11 protein-coding genes and 1 pseudogene are annotated in these 20,189 nt (G+C 37.8%); 4 read left to right on the plus strand and 8 right to left on the minus strand.

Features of this window, described 5'->3' with window-relative positions:
* Positions 1-352 precede the first annotated feature (352 nt).
* The 3 genes from serS to FC46_RS04275 all read right to left on the minus strand — a co-directional run bounded on the left by serS (position 353) and on the right by FC46_RS04275 (position 3,034).
* The gene (gene serS / locus FC46_RS04265; protein ID WP_057798203.1) at positions 353-1,660 is read right to left on the minus strand and encodes a serine--tRNA ligase; all 1,308 of its coding nucleotides are present in this window, start codon (positions 1,658-1,660) and stop codon (positions 353-355) included.
* Between the two features lie 216 nt (positions 1,661-1,876).
* The gene (locus tag FC46_RS04270) at positions 1,877-2,428 is read right to left on the minus strand and encodes a GNAT family N-acetyltransferase (RefSeq protein ID WP_057798205.1); all 552 of its coding nucleotides are present in this window, start codon (positions 2,426-2,428) and stop codon (positions 1,877-1,879) included.
* Positions 2,429-3,034 carry a TVP38/TMEM64 family protein gene (locus FC46_RS04275; RefSeq protein ID WP_057798207.1) on the minus strand — a complete coding sequence of 202 codons (606 nt, stop codon included), beginning with the start codon at positions 3,032-3,034 and terminating at the stop codon, positions 2,429-2,431. It lies immediately after the preceding gene.
* Between the two features lie 159 nt (positions 3,035-3,193).
* Here FC46_RS04275 and FC46_RS04280 point away from each other — a divergent pair, with 159 nt between their 5' ends.
* The 3 genes and pseudogenes from FC46_RS04280 to FC46_RS04285 all read left to right on the plus strand — a co-directional run bounded on the left by FC46_RS04280 (position 3,194) and on the right by FC46_RS04285 (position 4,848).
* Positions 3,194-3,988, plus strand: coding sequence for an alpha/beta hydrolase (locus tag FC46_RS04280; protein WP_057798209.1), 795 nt, complete (start codon positions 3,194-3,196; stop codon positions 3,986-3,988).
* 5 nt (positions 3,989-3,993) lie between these two features.
* Positions 3,994-4,146, plus strand: a pseudogene (locus FC46_RS10450) (helix-turn-helix domain-containing protein); the annotation flags it as partial.
* A gap of 27 nt (positions 4,147-4,173) precedes the next feature.
* Positions 4,174-4,848 (plus strand): hypothetical protein, encoded by a 675-nt coding sequence (locus tag FC46_RS04285; RefSeq protein WP_057798211.1) that lies wholly within the window; start codon positions 4,174-4,176, stop codon positions 4,846-4,848.
* A 34-nt stretch (positions 4,849-4,882) separates the two neighbouring features.
* Here the strand turns inward: FC46_RS04285 and FC46_RS04290 are convergent, their stop codons facing one another.
* Positions 4,883-5,386, minus strand: a complete 504-nt coding sequence (locus FC46_RS04290) for a nucleoside 2-deoxyribosyltransferase (protein WP_057798213.1) — start codon at positions 5,384-5,386, stop codon at positions 4,883-4,885.
* Between the two features lie 193 nt (positions 5,387-5,579).
* On the opposite strand from FC46_RS04290, the gene FC46_RS04295 reads away from it, so the two are divergent.
* A complete protein-coding gene (locus FC46_RS04295) occupies positions 5,580-6,962 on the plus strand; it encodes an NAD-dependent succinate-semialdehyde dehydrogenase (protein ID WP_057798215.1) in 1,383 nt (460 codons plus the stop codon).
* A 48-nt stretch (positions 6,963-7,010) separates the two neighbouring features.
* Here the strand turns inward: FC46_RS04295 and FC46_RS04300 are convergent, their stop codons facing one another.
* The 4 genes from FC46_RS04300 to FC46_RS04315 form a co-directional block, all read right to left on the minus strand.
* Positions 7,011-8,051: a zinc ribbon domain-containing protein gene (locus tag FC46_RS04300; RefSeq protein ID WP_057798216.1), complete on the minus strand. Its 1,041-nt coding sequence runs from the start codon at positions 8,049-8,051 to the stop codon at positions 7,011-7,013.
* A gap of 107 nt (positions 8,052-8,158) precedes the next feature.
* Positions 8,159-10,003 (minus strand): MBG domain-containing protein, encoded by a 1,845-nt coding sequence (locus FC46_RS04305; RefSeq protein WP_162253133.1) that lies wholly within the window; start codon positions 10,001-10,003, stop codon positions 8,159-8,161.
* Positions 10,004-10,050: 47 nt separating this feature from the next.
* The gene (locus FC46_RS04310) at positions 10,051-14,265 is read right to left on the minus strand and encodes an MBG domain-containing protein (RefSeq protein WP_236702290.1); all 4,215 of its coding nucleotides are present in this window, start codon (positions 14,263-14,265) and stop codon (positions 10,051-10,053) included.
* Between the two features lie 42 nt (positions 14,266-14,307).
* Complete coding sequence (locus tag FC46_RS04315; RefSeq protein WP_057798223.1) at positions 14,308-20,082, minus strand: MBG domain-containing protein; 5,775 nt, start codon at positions 20,080-20,082, stop codon at positions 14,308-14,310.
* Positions 20,083-20,189 lie beyond the last annotated feature (107 nt).

The following is a 20,189-nucleotide window of genomic DNA, read 5'->3' on the forward strand; positions in this document are numbered from 1 at the left end:
AAAAAGCCAGGAAACATGCGAAAAGAGCATGAATCTTAGCTTTCAAGTTTCAGTTACACACTCTTTCTCTTTTCGTCAAATCCTTCTTTTCGTTCGCTATACTTCCGGTACACTAGGTGGCGTTGTAACAAAAACTAATGATTGTCTTTCATAAAAACTCTACTATTCTACTGATTTAGGCTTTCAAAATCAAATTTCGTTCGTAAATTACCCAAATTCAGCCTAAAAATTAAACAAAATTTTTTCAAAAAAATTCAAATTTCTATCTTTTCACCTGATTATTGTCTTTTTTGAGGGTAAAAAAAGACAAGACATCGTTAATTCGACATCTTGTCTTCAATCATTTTCTATATTAGATTAAACTTTCTTCCTTAGTAATCTTCTTCATACCATTCATGTATGGAACCAATACTTCAGGAACAGTTACTGTACCATCTTCGTTTTGGTAGTTTTCCAAAATTGCAGCTACAGTTCTACCTACAGCTAAACCTGAGCCATTCAAAGTATGTGCTAAATGAAGCTTACCATTTTCATCGCGGTAGCGAATATGTGCACGACGAGCTTGGAAGTCAGTACAGTTTGAACAACTTGAAATTTCACGGTATTTATCTTGTGCTGGCATCCAAACTTCAAGGTCGTAAGTCTTAGCACTAGTAAAGCTGGCATCCCCAGTTGACAAAGCAACAACGTGGTATGGCAAGCCTAACTTTTGCAATAAGTGTTCTGCATTGTGAGTCAACTTTTCAAGTTCATCCCATGAGTCTTCTGGCTTACATACTTTAACCATTTCAACCTTACGGAATTCGTGCATTCTGATCAAACCACGAGTATCACGACCTGCTGAACCTGCTTCACTTCTAAATGCTGGTGACAATGCAGTTACGTTGATTGGCAACTTTTCACCATGAATAATTTCGTCACGGAAGTAGTTAACCAATGGTACTTCAGCAGTTGGGATCAAAGTTAAATCACGAGGCTTGTCTGGATCATCATTATCAACAATAGTGTAGACATCTTCGTGGAACTTAGGGAATTGACCAGTACCTTGCATTGATTCATCGTTTGCAAGATATGGTGGAATAATTTCAGTGTAACCTTCCTTAGTGTTTTCATCTAAGAAGAAGTTGAAAACAGCACGTTCCAAAAGTGCACCTGCACCCTTGTAGTATACAAAACGTGCACCAGTTACTTTTGAAGCACGGTCCCAGTCCAAAATATCAAGATCAGTACCAATATCCCAGTGAGCTTTTGGTTCAAAGTTGAACTTGGTTGGTTCATTCCACTTGCGTACTTCTTCATTGTAGCTTTCATCTGGACCGATTGGGTCTGAATCAGCTGGGAAGTTTGGCAAACGAAGTAAAATGTAAGTTTGCTTTTCAGTTAAGTCCTTGATTTGCTCATCCAAAGCCTTAATCTTGTCACTAACTTCCTTCATATTCTTGATAGCTTCACTAGCATCTTCTTTATTACGCTTAGCTTCACCAATCTTCTTTGAAACTTCGTTTCTTTCAGCCTTAAGCTTTTCACTTTCACTCAAAGCTGCACGACGGCTAGCATCAATTGCAACTACTTCATCAAGTTCTTCTGGCTTAATTCCGCGGGTTGCAAGCTTATCTTTGGCCCAATCGAGATTCTCACGAATCACCTTAATATCTAACATTAAAAAACCTCCATACAAAAAGAGCCGACTCATCCCTATCGCTGGGACGAATCGGCTCTACACGGCTTCGCGGTACCACCCAATTTCAGCTTAAAAAGCTGCTCTCATTAGTTGGTGATAACGGTACCTGCCGTGCAACTATTAATTGCCCACATTTATGAAATCCGGAAACGACATCCATTCACTCGCACCAACCGTGAACTCTCTGAAGCTGTCTTAAGATTTCGTGTTTGAATTAATTTTAAGCCATTCTTCCTTTTTGAGCAAATAATATTTTTCTTGATATGAAAAAAGTTGCGTAATTTGAGCATAATCTGCTGTATAAACATACTTAAAACCCAGATTTTCTAAGAGTTTTTGTGATCTCTCATTATCAGCAAAGGTCCCGGCCCAAATTTCAACTTGATCCCTTTTTTCAAACATTTCTTTAAAAACTAGTTTCAGAGCCTCAGTCATATAGCCGCGCCCTTCATAGTCTTGATCAAGTAAAAAGCCGATCTCTTTGGTCTTAAGTAATCCACTGCGCTCATCCATCCCGCGCTCATAAAGTTCAACAAGACCAATCAAGCGATCATTTTCTTTTAGACAAATACCATAACTATCTTGTCTTTGCGAATATTGCTTTGCTCCGCGCTTAGCATCATCTAAATTCTTAAACTCTTCTAACCCAGCTAATTTGTGATAGCGCGAGTTAGATCCCCATTTCAAAAAAACAGGTGCATCTTCTTCAGAAAAGCGCCGCAAATAAATTCTCTTTCCCTTTAACATTTAATTACCTAGTAATTTCACTAACCATTTTGCTCCATAGACTAAACCTAAACTATAAGCTGCGATCGTCCAAGGTTTACACAAAATAATAATCCAGAAATATGTCCAGAACTTCATTTCTGTTAAACCTGCAAGAAGGCAAAGCACATCATCTGGTGCAGCCGGAGCTAAGATACAGATCGCAAAGAACCAATTGAACTTCTTCTGATTCTTCGTCCACTTCATATACTTATTCAGTGTATCTTCAGAAATAATATGAAAGATAAAACTTCTACCGTAATATCTCGCTAAGAAAAAGTTGATAATCGACCCAATACATATGCCGACATAATTATAGATAAATCCGGCAACCGGGCCGAAGAATACGACCCCTCCTAGTAGCGAAACTCCACCAGGAATAATTGGAATAACAACTTGAACAATCTGAATTAAAACAAAAACAATGGGTCCAATGATCTGTTTGTTAGCAAGGTATGCCTTCATTTTTGCTTGACTAGTAAAAATACCTAACTGATACCAGTAAATAACTAGTAGGACAATAATTATGCCAGTAACAATCGTTGCATAATTAATTAATTTTCGACTAGTCTTCTCAGATAAATGCATGCTTTTTCACCTCTACTTGCATGACCACTATTTAACGTTTTTCACTGTTTGCTTCATTTTACCAAAAAACATTAATTAATGGTTTCCTGATGCGAAAAGACTAAGAAAAATATAAATTTAAGATATAATATAAGTGGTTTTATGGAAAGGGTGGTTTAAATGACAATTATTAAGCACGATATTGTTTATGATCAAGATAAGAATTTATCAACGGATATTTACTATCCTAACAACACTACGTCTAACACTAAGATCTTAATCTTCTGGCACGGCGGTGGTTGGTTCAGAGGAACTAAAGAAAGTGTTAAGTCATGGGGAATAAGCTTTGCTAATGCCGGATTCATGGCTTTCATCCCTGAATATAGCTTGGCTCCAGAAAATACTTTCCCCTCTGCCCACGATGATGCTATTACCTTTGTTAACTGGCTCTTAAATTCTGAGTACACTGATGAAGATGATCAAAAAAATATCGTCCAAATCGGTGCTAGTGTAGGTGGCACTTTGGCATTATATGTCGCTGGCAAGTTTGGTTTTCCTACAGTTACTTGGTCAGCGCCAGTTGATTTTTCTAAATGGATGGAAAATCACCACGATGTTAAACCTTCAGTTGATGCAAAAGATGAATTAGGCTTAACTGACATACACGATATTCACAATAGCTTCTACAAATACTTCGTTACCACGTATGCTGGTAGCGATAATCCGGCAGTCCTTAAGAAAATGGATGCTGCTTCATACAACTTAGACAAGCTTGATAAGTTGATGATGATCAATTCAGCTGACGAATTAAATCCTTTATCCAGCGTTTTAGATTTCATTAAAGTCTTAGCTCAAGAAAATCATGAAGTTGAACTTCTGGTAATTAAAGGTGGCGGCCATGCTATGGACTACGCTAAAGATTATATTGACGAATCATTAGACTTTTTATTCCAAACAATTAAAAGACAGAAATAAAGGCTATGTTTAATATTGAAAAATTTATCCAGATTCGTAAAAGCAAAAACTTATCACAAACCCAACTGTGTAAAGGCATCTGTACCCAGGCGACCTTAAGTAAGTTTGAAAATGAAGGTCAGCCTCCTTCTTTTAAAATAATGGAGAAGTTGTGCATCCGTCTAGGTATCCTAACAGGCGATATTATGCTTAGAAGTGACGAAACACCAGCTTCAATTAAATTGCAAAAAGCAGCAATCGCCTGCATCCAAGCTAACTTCACTAGAGCATATGATTTGATCTCTTCAATCAAGGAAGAAGACCTGCTTCGCGTTGATGATCAAGCGCTCTTTCATTTAGTTGTTGGGATCTACGCCCTCTTTTATAATCGCGATCAAGTCAAAGCATTGTTTAATTTCAACACAATTTTGACTAATCCACTCATAGAAGAAGATAATATTTACTATGCTTTAGCAACCACTGCATGCGGCTTGGTTTATGAAGAACGCCACGACTATGAAAAAGCGGAGGAGAATTATTCTCAAATTCAAAAGTTACTTGTTAATATCAAAGTTACTAACAAGATGTCACTATTTCAGGTATTGTGGATGCTCTACCAAACTGGTGAATATTACGGTAAACGAAACAATATTAAGGAGTCTAACTACCTGCTCCGTTATGCTTATCAAATCGCATCACAATATAACGGAACTTTCTTTATGAGTCGGATTCTTTATCGTTTAGGCATGAACATGGTGGGCCATGGTAAAAATCATCAAGCGATTCAATATTTGCGTGATGCTCATGCTTTTGCACGTTTTTCACATAATCAATATATCCTAACAAAAGCTCACCAAGAATTGAATAAACTTGAGCGTTAAAAAGCAGCCTAGAAATTTTCTAGACTGCTTTTTGTTAAATAATCTTGTAACCCATCACTGGATTTGCAGGAGTTGAATTAAAGTCGTAAGTTGCAAGCTTTTCAAATTCGGTGTTACCGTCAATGATAGTAGTTACACCTTGTGCAATCATCAAGTTCATTACCTTATCCTTGTTTGGATCTTCAGTAAATGGCACCAAGATAACTGGCTTATGGCATGCACGCAAGAAACCAATTTCAAAGGCTGAACCATCATCAATTTGGTCCATATCGTAAAGAAAGACGCCGCAAGTCGCATTTGATAAGCCATTTAAGTCATTTTGATAAGTTGCTTGACGCCAAGTCATACTACGAATGCCACCAATTTCTGGGTTTTCTTCTTCTGGATCAACGAAGCTTTGATCAAATGGGAAAAAGACGTTAGCAACTGTAGGATTCTTAGCTAACAATTCTTGAGCTTTAGGGACGCGAGCACGTTCAGCATCTGTGTAAAATGGCGTACCTAAATAAATTTTGGCAGTTGGGACTGAGTTAGTCATAGTTTCCTCCGTATATTTCAAATAAAAACATGTAATAACGTTCATATTTTACCATGTAAAATTAATTTTGTGACCTTATCTATCCAAAAAATGAGATAAAATACTAGACTAACTTTTTGTAAACGCTTTATAATAAAAAGCAGATAACTAATATTAGAAAAAAATTATTTATACATTCAATCGAGGTAAAACTATGTCAAAATATCAATCGATTAACCCATATAACAACGAAACTTTTGCAAGCTTCGATAACCCAACATCTGAACAAATTGATGAAGCAATTAACTTAGCCCACATGCTTTACAAAAAATGGCGTCATGAAAAACCAGAAACCCGGGCGGAAGAATTAAAGGAAATTGCTGATGGCTTACGCCAGCACGAAGACGAAATGGCGAAGATGATGACTTTAGAAATGGGTAAGTTATTATCTGAAGCAAAAGAAGAAGTAGAATTATGCATCAGTATTTGTGAATATTACGCTGAAAATGGTGTAAAAATGCTTGAACCTCAACCACTTAAGACTAACTTAGGTGACGCTTATTATTTAAAGCAAGCTACTGGTGTTGTCTTAGCATGTGAACCTTGGAACTTCCCACTTTATCAAGTAATCAGAGTTTTTGCTCCTAACTTCATCGTAGGTAATCCAATCATTTTGAAGCATGCTCACAATGTGCCAAGTTCTGCTAAGTTAATCGAAACTATCATCAAGAGATCTGGTGCTCCTGAAGGAAGCTTGATTAACTTGTACCCAAGCTACGACCAATTAGCTGACATTATTCGCGATCCTCGTATTCAAGGTGTAGCCTTAACTGGTTCTGAACGTGGCGGTTCTGCTGTTGCTGAAGAAGCTGGGAAAAATCTTAAGAAATCCACAATGGAACTTGGCGGCAATGACCCCTTCATCGTGCTTGAAGATGCTGATCCTGAAGTTTTGAAGAACGTTTTACGTGATGCCAGAACATACAATAATGGTCAAGTCTGCACTTCTTCTAAGCGGATAATCGTTCTTAAGAACCGTTATAATGAAGTTTTACATGACTTAAAGAATATCTTCGACAGCTTAAAGCCAGGCGATCCACTACAAGCTGAAACAACTTTAGCTCCAATGAATTCTGAAAACGCTAAGGAAAAACTTGAAAAACAAGTTCAAGAAGCAATTGATCACGGCGCTAAGGTCTTCTATCAATATCCTGAAATTAACAGTAAGGGATCCTTCTTTAGACCGCTGATTTTAACAGATGTTGATAAGAACAATCCAATTTTTAATAAAGAAATGTTCGGTCCAGTTGCTGTTGTCTACTCAGTCAATGATGAAGACGAAGCAATTGAACTTGCTAACGACTCAAGTTACGGTCTAGGTTCTTCCGTCATCAGCAGCGACATCAAGCATGCACAAGAAGTTGCCAGTCAAATCGAAACTGGAATGACTGTTATTAATGGTCGCTGGATTACCGCAGGTGAATTACCTTTTGGTGGAGTTAAGAACTCTGGTTATGGTAGAGAACTGAGCGAACTTGGCATGATGGCCTTTGTTAACGACCATTTAGTTATCGATACCACCAAGAATAATCAATAATTTTTAAAACAAATACGCTAGCCTGTGAATACACGGACTAGCGTATTTTTATTTGTCTAAGTTATGACGTCTTCTAAATAAATTGTATGCAGACAAGACTGTCGTCATGATACTTGAGATCACTAAGAAATATGCTGAAGCACCAATTGAAATAGCATAGGTTAACAATTGGCTAGTTAATTGGCTTAAAACGCCGGTATCAGCTCTTTGCACACTAGATAAGCGGTAGATTAAGTAGCACAAGAAAATCGTCTCGATTAGCGACAAAATGAATGCTAAGAATTGACTACTACGATTATTTTTTAAGATGTTATAAATAATCCAAATTGGGAACAAGATAAGTAAAAGCCAGACGACATAAACAACTGCAGCATAGCCAGAATTTTGGCCAGAAAGTAAGCGCCCAGCAAAATCCAGTAGTAATTTAGAAATTGAAACGCGTTGTTGGTATAAACCCCCTACAACTTCTGCTCCGGATCCTGAAAACATGACAATTAAACTAATAAAAGCAGTTAGAACTACCGACAACTGTACATAACCGAAATTACGCAGGCGACTTTCTTTTACTTTCTTTACATCTTTCTCCACCTTAGGGTGATTTTCTTCAAACTTTTGCCCTTTACTGCGGATTTTGCTACTGCCTGACTCAATTGAATTAAACACATTAGACCCTACTTGATTAACTTTCTCAGTCAACCTTCGGTCTGCAGTGCATTGTTCTATCTTTTGGCTACGTTCACAGACAATAAACAGCCAAGCCATTAAGCCGAAAAATGAAAGCCAGCCAAGTGGTCGAGAAAAACTCATAATAATAAGTAAGAGCACTCCGAGTAAGAAGACAATTGTTGCATTAGCTCTTACCCAAGCAATCATCTTTTGTACAACAGTATTCTGCTTGGTAGGATAAAATTCACGTCGATAAGCTGCTCGACTGGTAACTTTACCAGCTGCATCAGGTTCATCATCTTTTTCTATGTTGTAGTTGTCAGTGAAAAAATCATCGCGGTATTTTTTCAGATTGAAGCCACAATTCTTGCAGACGTCATCGTCTTTACCAACTAATTTTCCACAATTTGGACAAGTTGTCATTTAGGATTTGTCCTTTCTCTAAAAAGTATCTAACAAAAATTATAGCACAGCGCGAAAGATACAAAAAAGCCATGGAATTTTCATCCATGACTTTCTTACGTTAAGAATTACTTCTTCTTACGCTTTTTATCACCAATTAAGTTAAAGATACCTAAACTTGAAAGCAATAATCCAAGCCAAGCAGCAATACCTTCTTGCTTATCACCTGTTTGTGGCAACTCATTCTTTGCGTTAGCAGCTGTAATTGATTTACTACTGTTTACGCCGCCCTTTTTGTTTGCAATCGCAGTAGCAGCATGCTTAGGGCTTCTGCTATTCATATCTGCATGCTTAGGCATGTTATTTGATTGACCACGTTTATCTTGTTTAGAATTCTTTTTCTTCTTATTAGGTTTTGCAGGTTTATTATTCTGCTTATTTGCATCATCTTTATTCTTATTTGGTTTCTCAGGTTTATCTGGCTTACCTGGTTGTGTTGGGCTTGTTGGTTGAGCCGGATTAGTCGGCTCGGATGGATTAGTAGGAACACTTGGATTCGTTGAATCACTAGGTTGCGTAGGCTGTGTTGGCTGTTGATCACGAGTGTATGTGATATTGATTGTTGTATCTTGAGTATCTGCACTAACAGTTACTTTAGAAATTGAATCAATATCTTTCGTCTTACCATCCACAGTTTCAGTAATGTGAATAGTGTAGCCTGGAATTTGGGTTGGTTCATATTCATCCCACGCGCCTTTACCATCCTTGGCTGTCCAATCGCTATAAGTTATCTTACCAGTAACTTCATCAAATGTGGCAGTTCTAGTAAGATTGCCCTGTTGCAAAATTTCTTGTACAGTGCCATCAGGCAACGTAATAATAATTTTACGAGTTGGCTTAAGATCAAGAACACCTAATTCTTCGTATTGCTTATCCGGATCACCAGGTACTTGCCCCTTTGGAATCTGATCTTCAGGAGTATCTGGAGTAACAACTATAGTTCCATGCTTGATCTCAATTGTCGTTGTTCCATTTGAAATAGTAATTTCACTTGGAACATTATTTGGATCAGTCAATGCCCAACCAGCTGGAACATCAGGAGTAAATGAAACCTTAGTCCCTTCAAGCTGATCGCCAATTTCAGTTGAACTAATTACATTACCTGAGCCATCAACATAATTAATAGTTTGACTACTATTTTCCAAAGTAAACTTGGCAGTTGAACTAAAAGTAATGTTGTAGTTTGGATTTGCTTGACGAATCTTATCAATTGCATCCCCACTAAGTTCAACATCATAAGTACCAGCTTCAATCAATTTAACAGGATGGCCATCTTTACTAAAGATAAAGTCATCTGCAGTCAAACCAGTAATAGTCTGGCCATTTACAGTAACTGTGTAATTCTTTGGATCAACTTGCGGCTGCTTACTTGTTTGCAAACCGCTAATTGTAGCAGTTGCTTGTGCAGGATCGATAGTCAAAGTACCCTTGCTACCGTCATAACTATAGTTGTAGTTAGGGTTAGCTTTATTGATAGCATCAATACCTGCTTGAGTTAATTCAACTTGATAAGTACCTACATTTACTGGATCGCCAATTACCTGAATATCATTAGCAGTTAATTTATAAGTTTGACCATCAGCCAAAGTTACAGTGAACGCATCTGGAGTTGGAGCAACTTTATTACCAGTATAAGTTACAGTGTCATTACCACTGAACTTGATAGTAGCATTGGCTTTATTAATAGTTACACTAGCAAGTCCGCTGAAGCTCCAGTCATAGTTATCATTAGTTGCAATCTTACTATGACTAGAATCCTTGAGCTTCAAGTAGTAGGTACCTACATTTACTGGAGAGGTAATTGCGTTTCCATCTGCATCAACCCATTCGAAGTCATCTGCTGTTAAATTATTTACAGTTAAGGAGGCACCATTGTTGGTAGTAATTGTATTAATAACCTTTGCAACATCAATTTCTGGTGTCTTACCATCGTAAGTTGCTTCATATGAACCAGAAGTTTTTACATTAGCTGTTCCTTATTAACGATAAAACTACCTTGACCAGCTGATGTGTAAGTGTAGTTCTTAGTACCAAATTTATCTTGAATATTCTTCAAGCCTTGGTCAGAAAGAATAACTTCGTATGTTCCCGAACTAGTTGGCACGCCATCCTTGAATTGAAGGTCGCCTGCTACTGGAGTGTAGTCCATAATGTTGCCATTAGCATCAGTAACCTTAATGTTGTAGTCACTTGGATTCAAAGTAGTGGATTCACCATAAATGACTGTTGGTACATTGTCCTTGTCACTAACAGTGATAGTTAATGGCATTTGCGTAATATCAAATTGGACTGTATTGCCACTATAGTTGTAGTTATAGTGCGTAAGATCTAAACCGGTAATTGAAGAAATCTTATCATTCTTCAATCTTACCTTGTAACTACCAGCATCTACTGGATTAATTACATTTCCTTGATCGTCAACAAATTCAAGATCATCTGGAGTTAAATTGTAAGACTTACCATCAACTGTTACAGTGATGCCATTTACAACACCATCAGTAGATGGAATAACTGCGCCTTGACCGGTGTAAACAGTTGAACTTGATCCACTTAAAACAACCGTAGCTTCAGCCTTAGTAATTTCAAAACTACCTTGACCTTCATAAGTCCAAGTGTAGTTACTGTTTCCAGCAACTGCATCTCGAACTTTTTGCCAGCCATTTCCTGTTAAGCGAACCATGTAAGTGCCAATTTCACTTGGTGCAGTGATCACTTCGCCCTTGTCATTTACAAATTCGTAATCATCGCTAGTTAAGTTCAAATCACTTGGAAAGGCAATTGTCTGCCCGTCACTTGTAATAGTTGGTACGAAGTTGCTTGGATCAATCTTAGCCGGATTGCCTGTCCAAGGCATTGTTTGCTTTTGTGAATCACTGATAGAGATTGTCGCAGCAGCCTTATTAATAGTGTAAGTTGCAGAACCAGTAATGGCGTTGTCAGCAAATACTACATTGGATTTACCTTCTTGGCCTGTACCAGCTAACTTAAGAATATAGTTTTCAACATTTGCAATACCAGCCTTAGTCAAAGTAATTGTGTATTTACCAACATCAGTTGGAGCGGATCCATTTTCTGTATTCCAAGTATAGTCGCCATCTTGAAGAGTGTAAGTCTTATCACTAATAGCAATACCTGGATAGTCTACAGTTACCACAATTCTGCCATTGCTATTAACTTGAGCAGTTGTGATTGCCTTACCGGTGTAAGTTCCAAAGTTAGTACCATCTAGCTTTCCACTTGCATTGGCTTGATTGATTGTATATGTGTAACTGTAGCCATTAATTTCATTAGGAATTGTGAAGTTAGGGTTAGCAGAAGCTAAAGCAGCAATTCCCTTTTCATTTATCTTAAATGTATAAGTACCAACGTTGACAGGGAAGCCTGTAAGTACATTGCCATTTGGATCAGTGATAGTGTAATCATCCAAAGTCAAGGTGCTAGTATTAAGCTTCCAAACTTTGCCTGCACTGTCTGTTGCCTTAAGACTACCAACTACGGCAGACAAGTCAATCTGTGCAGTCTGTCCATTATAAGTCTGACTACCGCTAGCAGGATCTGCTACTAAATCAGCAATATTGCGTGCCCTAATTTCAAATAAAGCACTGCCTTTAATATTGTCAGCTAAAATCTTCATTGAACCCTTGTAATCAGAGTTGTTAGCCATCCAATTGTTTAAGCTCTCTATTACTCTATCTTTATTTAAAGTGATAGTGTAAGTACCCACTTGGCTTGGTGCAGTATTCAACAATTGACCATTACTGCTCCAATTATAAGTACCAGGATCTAAAGGTAAGTAAATGGTATGACCATTAGAAGTTACGCTGACATAAATCAATTGTTGATTGGTAGTTGGATCTTTAGAAACTAGTTCATCAAAGCTTACTGGTTGACCATCATATGTCTTCCAATTTGCACCATCCAATGTAATATCAGGTGTAATTTGGTTGATGTTAAGCGTACCAGTACTATTGTCGTATTGATACTTCACATTATCAGTTGATTGGGTTGCTAGCTTCTTCCAACCTTCTTCAGTCAAACGAACTTTGTATGACCCAACCTTAAATGGGTTAGCAGAAGTTGTCCCGTCCTGACGCGTAAATGACTTAATGACATTACCATCATCATCAACAAATTCATAATCACCAGGAACTAACTGAACACCTGCCGGTAGAGTCAAAGGCTGACCATCATCACGAACAGGGTTAGTAATTAATTGATCACCATTTTCACCACCGTAAACGACAAACTTAGGTACAAATTTAGTTGGATCAATTGATACTCCTTGGTTATCCCAGTCAGCATTCTGAGTACCGTCAACTTCAATATGAACTACTTCTGGATAAATGGTGTACTTGAAATCACCAACTTTAAGTTTGTAGTTAGGGTTGGCATCATCAAGCTCTTTTTGACCCTTAGCGTTTAATCTTAAGTTATAAGTACCAATATCTTTAATTGGGTTAGTTGGATTACCTTGTGTACCGTAGTCCACAGTATCATCGAACCACCAATCGATACCATCAACAGTCAAGCCGTCTACATTATAGCCAGCATCAGTAATTGCTTTCTTATATTGAGCAAACTGTTCGTCTGTTAATGCAGCTGATTGTGCATCAAATGTTTTACCAGTTGAGCCTTCAGTAATATTGACATCTTGACGCGCAATAATTAAATCAGCTGATTGTTCCAAACTTTCTGGAACAATAAAGTTTGCTGACAAGTTACCAAGTTTTGCAAGACCCTTGCTATTCAAGTAAATCTTGTAAGTACCTGCATTAGTTGGATTAGTTACTACGTTGCCTTGGGCATCCTTAATAGTAAAGTCATCAGCGGTTAATGCATTGGCACCTGTCGTTGGAATAGTCGGTACAGTCAAACCATCTGCGCTTATTGTTACGTTAACGCCGTTAGCTCTACCAATATTGATAGTCTTAGCATTACCATCGTAGGTTTCATTTTGAGTGCCATTAACAGTAACCGTCATCTGGACTGCATTAATCGTATATGAACCTGTAAAGTTAATAGTCCAATCTACGTTTTGCTTTGTGATGTTTCCTTGAGAGTCTAATACGTTACCGAGTTGCTTAATGTGATTTTCACCAGCAGTTGTTAAACGAATAGTGTAAGTACCTGCATCAGTTGGATCTGTTACTACAGAACCTGCTTTATTTCCATACTCATAATCACCATCTTGCAAAGTGTAAGTATTACTCTTAGCACCTGGGTAGGTGACATTAACCGTAATATCTTGCTTGCCGATTGGTTGTGCGTTGTATGAACTACTGTTAGAGAATGAACCAGTAGCGGTACCCTTAGCAGCAGTAATTACGTAAGTTGCGTAATTTTGGCTCCAATTGTAATTTTCACCATTATTACCTGTTGCATCTTGAAGCAGCTTAACCATGTAGTCATTCAATCCAACATAGTAAGTACCAACGTCAGTTGGCTTATCTGCTAATTGAGTATAGCTTCCGTCCGCATTCTTGGTAAAGAAGACCAAGTATTGCATATCTCCAGCATTCAAGTATGAACTATCACTATAAATATTTGTTGCTACCGTGACAAAGTACTTGTGATGGTTTAAAACTGCCGGTTGTCCAGTGTAAGTTTCAGTTTGACCACCAGATAAGGTAATCGTACCAGTACCCTTAGTAATCTCATGAGTAGCACTTGGAGATAACTTGTAAGTGTAGTTTGCTGTACCAAATTTTTGTTCCAAATCATTAACGGCTGCAGCAGTCAATTGAACATCATACGTACCGATATTAGATGGTGTTCCATTCTTGTAAGCTAAATCACTATCTTTCAAATCATAAGTTAAAGTAATAGGCTTACCGTCTGCACCATAAATAGTTTCAGTAGGTGTGATTGTCAATGTGTAATTGCCAGCACTTAAGTCATACTTACCAATAACGGAACTTGGAGTTTGGCCATCTTTATTAGTCAAAGATACTGTCAATTCATTCTTATTTACGGTGTAGTTACCGGTCACTGAACTAGCAGTAAATTTGCCATTATCAACTGTAACAACAGAACTGAAATCATAGTTGCTACCTGTGGCTCCATTTGCAAAATCTTGTAGTTTTTGTAGTCCTGCAGAACTAAGACGCACTTGGTAAGTACCAGCATTTGTTGGCGCACCATTTACGAATTCAAAGTCACTTGCATCCCACTTAATAGCATTAAATGCAGTTTGATCGCCACTAAGAACACCACTATTTTAGTTACCAGAAACTGGTCCAAAGCTAATTGAGTAATTTCCATCTTTGATCGAAACTGCTTGACCATTATAAGTATCAGTCTGGCTGCCACTAAGAGTAAGTGTGCCTTTAGCTGGAGTAATATCAAATTGATAGTACTTACTATAGTCAATAGTTACATCATAGTTGGTGTTATCACGTCGCAAGGTATCAATACCACTATTAGTTGATGTCTCTGGCAAGATACCAATGTAGTAAGTACCAACATTGATTGGAGTTTGAACTGTATTACCTTGTGCATCCTTACCAGTGAAGACAGAATAAGTGCCATCAGCATTCTTGACGTACCATTGGAAGTCAGCTTTATCAAAAGTATCGGTGTTTAAAGTTTCACCACTTACAAGACCATTAGCTTTTAAGTGACTGATTAAGTCTTGCAATGGCATTTCAGCACCACTACCTGTATAAACAGCTGATGAATTTCCATCCAGGTAAACAGTAAGTGGCTTCTTATTAATTGTATATGATGCTTGTCCAGCAACTTGCAACTTATCAAGATCCAAATTACCTTTCAAGTAGCTGTAGTTAGAATCTTGGCTGATTAAATCTTCAAGAATAGTCTTTACTTGGTCAGCTTTAAGTTGAATGACATAAGTACCGGCATTCTTTGGCGCATTAATCTTAGTGCCATTGCTGTACCAGTCATAATCTCCTGTGTAATCCATATTAGGATTGAAAGCATAGGTAACTTCAGTGGTTCCGCCACCTTGCTTTGGCACAGTTAATTTAATTGTAATTGTATTGTCTTTATCTTGCTTGATTAATTCAGCAGAAGTTACTACTTGACCATCGTATGTCTTAGAGCCTTCTCCACTCAAATTAAGAGTTGGTACATATTGACTAATTGTCAAAGTACCGCTACCAGTATCAGCTAACTGAACATTAGCAAAGTTCACATTAGGGTTAGCTTGTTCAATTCGATTAAGACCGGCTTGGGTCAAGCGAATAGTATAAGTGCCGGCATTAATTGGTCCTTCGATTTGGCCATTACTATCAATGATTGCCGAAATAGTATTTCCTGTTGAATCTACAAATTCAAAGTCACCAGATTGGAAAGTGTAATTGTTTAATCCTGCAAGTGGTTTTCCATCTGCACCTTTAATTACGATTGATGGTGCAGTGTTAAAGCTAGCACCGTTTAAAATAGCTGAACCATCGTAAGTCTTTTGAACACTAGCATCAAAAGTAACTGAACCAGCTTGAGCCTTATTGATTGTGTAAACAAATGCCCCGTCAACTTTTGAAATACTATAGTTAGGATTTGCTTCATCAAGTGTTGTGATGTAGTCATTGTTTAAGATCAAGTAGTAAACCCCTGCATTGACTGGTTGACCTTCAACCTTGATATATTGGTCGCCACTCTTGGTGTACCAAGCATAGTCATTAGCAGTAATACTGTGATTTAAAGTAAAGTCTTTGTTATTACTTGTATCTCTTCCTGCCCAAGTAATCTTATTATAAATACTTGTACCATTGATTGGTTGACCATCGTAATCACGTTCATAACTTCCACCGATAGTTGCAGTTGCATCTGTCTTGTTAATTATGTAGGTTGCGCTACCACCAATGGTTGAGGTTCCATCTTCATTTACCCACTTGATAGAGTTATTACCGTATTGAGCTTTTATTGCGTCTTCACCCTGAGTGGTCAACCGCAATTGGTAAGTACCGGCATTAGTTGGCAGAGTAGTTGACCAAGTCTTACCACCATCGGATGAAAATTCTAGATCACCAGCACCCACAGTGTAATAGCCAGCCATTGGTCCAGAAACCTGAACTAAAATATCACTACTTCCGCCATTAATATCGTTATAACTAATTGGTTGTCCGTTGTAAGTAGAACTAGCTTCACCGCTTAAGACAGCAGTTGAAGTTGCAGTATAAGTAACATTAATGGTTGTTGGCAATGTATTACCATCAACAGTTTGGGCATCAATTGACTTTAACTTAGTTTCAGTAGTTGTACCATCTGGATTGGTCACAACTTGGGTAATAACAGTTGTGTAGCCAGCATATGACATTATTCTTCTGTAAGCAGTCCAGCTACCAGTATTAGTACTCCAACCACTTCCATTAAAACCATCATATACAACGCCAGTATCATCACTATTCACTCTTACTAGTCTGTTAATAGTAGCAGTTTGTGTGACGCTAGTAGGAGCAGCAATAGTATTTGGAGGAGTAATTGTTATCGTTCTAACAACAGTCTTGTTCACTGATGAATTAGGAACATAGTAAGTGGTTAATTCATTACGTACATACCATTGAGAAGCAGTATTATTAGTAAATACTGTATCTGAATTAAAAGTTGGAGTTGCAAAATTTGTAGTGCCATATGAACCACTAGAATTGAGCATTGCCGCTGTATAGCCGGCAACAGTAGGAGCCTTAACACTAAATTGACCATCAGATGAAATGGTCCAATTCCCAGAAATTATATGGAATCCTGGGTGATCCGTATCACCAGCTGATTTATCCCAAGTCCAAGATCCATAAGTCACCTTATTCGTTGCAGTATTAATAGTCCCTGTCCGCTTGAAGTAAACTTGAATTTGTGTATCGGATGCAACTTTTTGACCATCTTTATCTCCACCAGCATAAACAAACTTAGTGGTTACAGTTCTTGCTTCTGTTTGCTCTGGAACATACAAAATTGTGTGTACCGGCTTAGCTTCATAAAGTGTAGCCGCATCAGTATAAGCAGTTGAACCCTTATCTGTTTCACTAGTACTGCCATCACTACCATTCCAACTTGGGAAAACAAATTGATTAGCAGGAACTTTATTAGTATTTGAAGCAGGACCACCAGTATAAGCGGTGTAGCCGTTTAAGGTAGGTACTTCAGCAGTTACATTTGCCCATTCTGAAGGTAGGCTAGTCCATGTTCCAGAAACCACGTGGTAACCAGGTGTATTAGTATCGCCTTTACTTGTATCCCATTTCCATGCACCGTAAGTAGTCTTACCAGTTACCTTATCTGTTGTAGCAGTTCTAGTATAGTAAACATCTAAGACCGCAGAATCAAAGGCGTTACCATCTTCAGTGTAAGTACCGTCTTCATTTACCTTTGTCTTAACATAGTTTACTGTTACTTGACGAGTTTGTTGTTCGGTAGTTTCTGTCGTTCTGTGGGCTAAGTGAATGACAATGTTAGCGCCGTATAAAGAAGGTGCTGCAGCAGCTGTCCATTTATAATTTGGCACTGTCCAATCAGTTGAACTATTATCCAATGAATTCCAATAATTACCAGCAATAGTTACTCCTGTTGGTACCCCACTTACACTAACCGATTGATAGTTACCTGTTTCTACGCCTGCCGGGAACTTAAGATTATTGCTATAGCCGTCATTACCTGCATTTTGAATATCAAATTTTACAATTTCCTTGTTTTCAGTATCATCCCAGTAAATGATATTAAATTGCATTTGATCAGTAACAGTGACTTTCGCTGTAACTGGACCACTAACTGCAGTATATTGCTGACCATTTACAGTAACTGGATAAGTAGCTGCAATTTTAACATCATATGTTCCAAGCTGATTCAAGTTTGGCTCAGTATTATCAGCAAACTCGAATGTTGTTCCCTCTGGGAAATCAGCACTATTAGTAACTAAGTCCTTAGCTGTTAAGCTACTCCCTTTATAGACAGTCTTATCCTGTACTTGAAGATCTTTCTTTTGATCTGTCGGAACAGTAACAACTTGATACTTAGCTTCAGCATAGTTGATCAAATGATTATTATGACCAGTTAAATCATCAGTTGAGCCAGGAGCCGATACAAATTTCAATGCATAATTATTTGCAGTGGCATAATCCTGGATTTTATTATCTACCATCTCTTTGTAACTATTAATGGCTTCAGTTGCGTTACTTGCTGAGCTTGCATCATAAACAACTGGTACAGAAATAGTCGTAAGCTGACTACCATTAGAATTATTAATAGTGATGGTGTGTGTATTCGTATTGCTACCAGATAAGAGCGTATAAAGCGCGCCACTAGCCAAAATAATCGGGTTAGTTACTTTACCAAAGCCCAATGTGTTCAAATTATTAGCAGTAATTGTCGCATTATCACCAAAATAGACCACCGTTCGTACATTACGTACGACGTCTGAAGCTCTAGTTACTTTACTAAAGTCCCATTTAGAAAAATCGAGATATTGAACACCTGAATTGGCGAACAAATTACGCATGTTAGTAGCATTGCTAGTATTCCAGTTAGCAATTGCACTTGCATCAACTAATGATCCTTCATTTGCAAAAGCTGCCTCAAAATTAGTTACTTTGCTGGTATCCCAATTTTCCAAACCATGAAGGCTAGTTAATGCTTGATTAACATTAAATATCCGATTCATATCGGTCAGACTGCTAGTTTTCCAATTAGCAACTGCACTGATATCAGTCAGGCTACCATTATTCATGAATGCACTGCCCATAGTCGTAACTTTGCTTACATCCCAATTTTCCAGACCGTGAAGGTTAGTAAAACGGTTATTGGCAAAAGCGGCAGTTAAATTTTGTACACTGCTAGTTTTCCAGTTACTAATAGCAGAAAGATCTAGAACATTGCTACAATTGTCCTGACTGAAGATATGGTCCATGTTTGTAACTTTGCTTACATCCCAGTTTTCCAAACCTGTTAAACTAGACAAGCCATTCAAACTGCGGAATGTAGATGTCATCGCGGTCACATTAGAAACATCCCAATCACTGATTCCAGTCAAAGATGACAGCTTTGAATCACCTTCAAAAGTAATGTTCATCGAAGTAACACTGCTTGTATCTAAACTATTGGCATCCAAATTAGTCAAATTCGTATTGTCTTGGAAAGTCGAATTTAAGTCTGTACTTACCAGCTTGATTTTTTTGTCATCAGTCTTACTAAAAGCAATACTGGTTGCAGTCTTCCAACTTCCAATTAAATCTTTAGAAATTGCTACTTGATTACCATTGGTTGATTTACCAGCTAACTCAAAATCTTCTTCGTTAGGCACAATAATGTGAGTAGTATCACCAGTGTAGCCAGTTAATTGGTAGTAAGTTGTTCCATTAAAAGTCGTATTCTGTCCAGTCCAATTAGAAAGATCTAATGTTCCCCAAGTGGCTGAATCGTAACCACCATTCGTAGTGGTTGCAGCTTTGGCAGCAACTTTGCTTTCTGCTAGCGCATTAACTGCAGTCTTAGCAGTATTTTTTACATTAAGTGTATTAGTATTAGTCTGCTCGCTCTCAGTTTCAGTAGTGGTAGACTTTTCTTCATTAGTGGTTTCATTTGTAGAGGATGAATTAGATTTTGAAGGTTCAGTCTTCTGAATAGTATCAATGTCTTTAGACTGATCAGTTGTAATTTTTTGCTCACCAGTTTTAGTATCTGTGGCGCTATTTTCAACATTTGTACTATTTTCATCAGATTTTTGGGCAGACTCCACCCCTGAAGTTTGTACTTGAGCAGATTCAGATGAAGTGGTATCTTTCTTTTCATTTGTATCAGTCTCAGAGCCTGCTTGACTTGTTGAAGTGGTTGATTCTTTCACAATATTTAAGCCTCTGTCAGCATTAGCTCCCTGATCAGAATCGGTCTCTTGCTGTCCATTCTCTGTTGCAGCATGAACAGTCTGATTATTATTTACTGTCGTCAGTAATAGAGTCGATAGTAAAACTGAACATACGCCAACGGTTAATTTCCTGATACCAAACCGTTGTTTACTATCGAAATCCTTCTTTTCAAAATCCATATCAAGTATTCCTCTCTACTTAAATTGTATTTTTAATTATCTTATTACATATATATTTTTATCTCCAGCACTTACTATATCTGTATTCTAGCATTAAAATAACACTA

The sequence above is a fragment of the Lactobacillus kalixensis DSM 16043 genome (assembly GCF_001434335.1).
In the GTDB taxonomy this organism is placed as follows: Bacteria; Bacillota; Bacilli; order Lactobacillales; family Lactobacillaceae; genus Lactobacillus; species Lactobacillus kalixensis.

Excerpts from the sequence above, each read along its gene's own strand:
- serS (WP_057798203.1), bottom strand. The coding sequence starts at position 1,660 with ATGTTAGATATTAAGGTGATTCGTGAGAATCTCGATTGGGCCAAAGAT.
- FC46_RS04270 (WP_057798205.1), bottom strand. The coding sequence starts at position 2,428 with ATGTTAAAGGGAAAGAGAATTTATTTGCGGCGCTTTTCTGAAGAAGAT.
- FC46_RS04275 (WP_057798207.1), bottom strand. The coding sequence starts at position 3,034 with ATGCATTTATCTGAGAAGACTAGTCGAAAATTAATTAATTATGCAACG.
- FC46_RS04280 (WP_057798209.1), top strand. The coding sequence starts at position 3,194 with ATGACAATTATTAAGCACGATATTGTTTATGATCAAGATAAGAATTTA.
- FC46_RS04285 (WP_057798211.1), top strand. The coding sequence starts at position 4,174 with ATGCTTAGAAGTGACGAAACACCAGCTTCAATTAAATTGCAAAAAGCA.
- FC46_RS04290 (WP_057798213.1), bottom strand. The coding sequence starts at position 5,386 with ATGACTAACTCAGTCCCAACTGCCAAAATTTATTTAGGTACGCCATTT.
- FC46_RS04295 (WP_057798215.1), top strand. The coding sequence starts at position 5,580 with ATGTCAAAATATCAATCGATTAACCCATATAACAACGAAACTTTTGCA.
- FC46_RS04300 (WP_057798216.1), bottom strand. The coding sequence starts at position 8,051 with ATGACAACTTGTCCAAATTGTGGAAAATTAGTTGGTAAAGACGATGAC.
- FC46_RS04315 (WP_057798223.1), bottom strand. The coding sequence starts at position 20,082 with ATGGATTTTGAAAAGAAGGATTTCGATAGTAAACAACGGTTTGGTATC.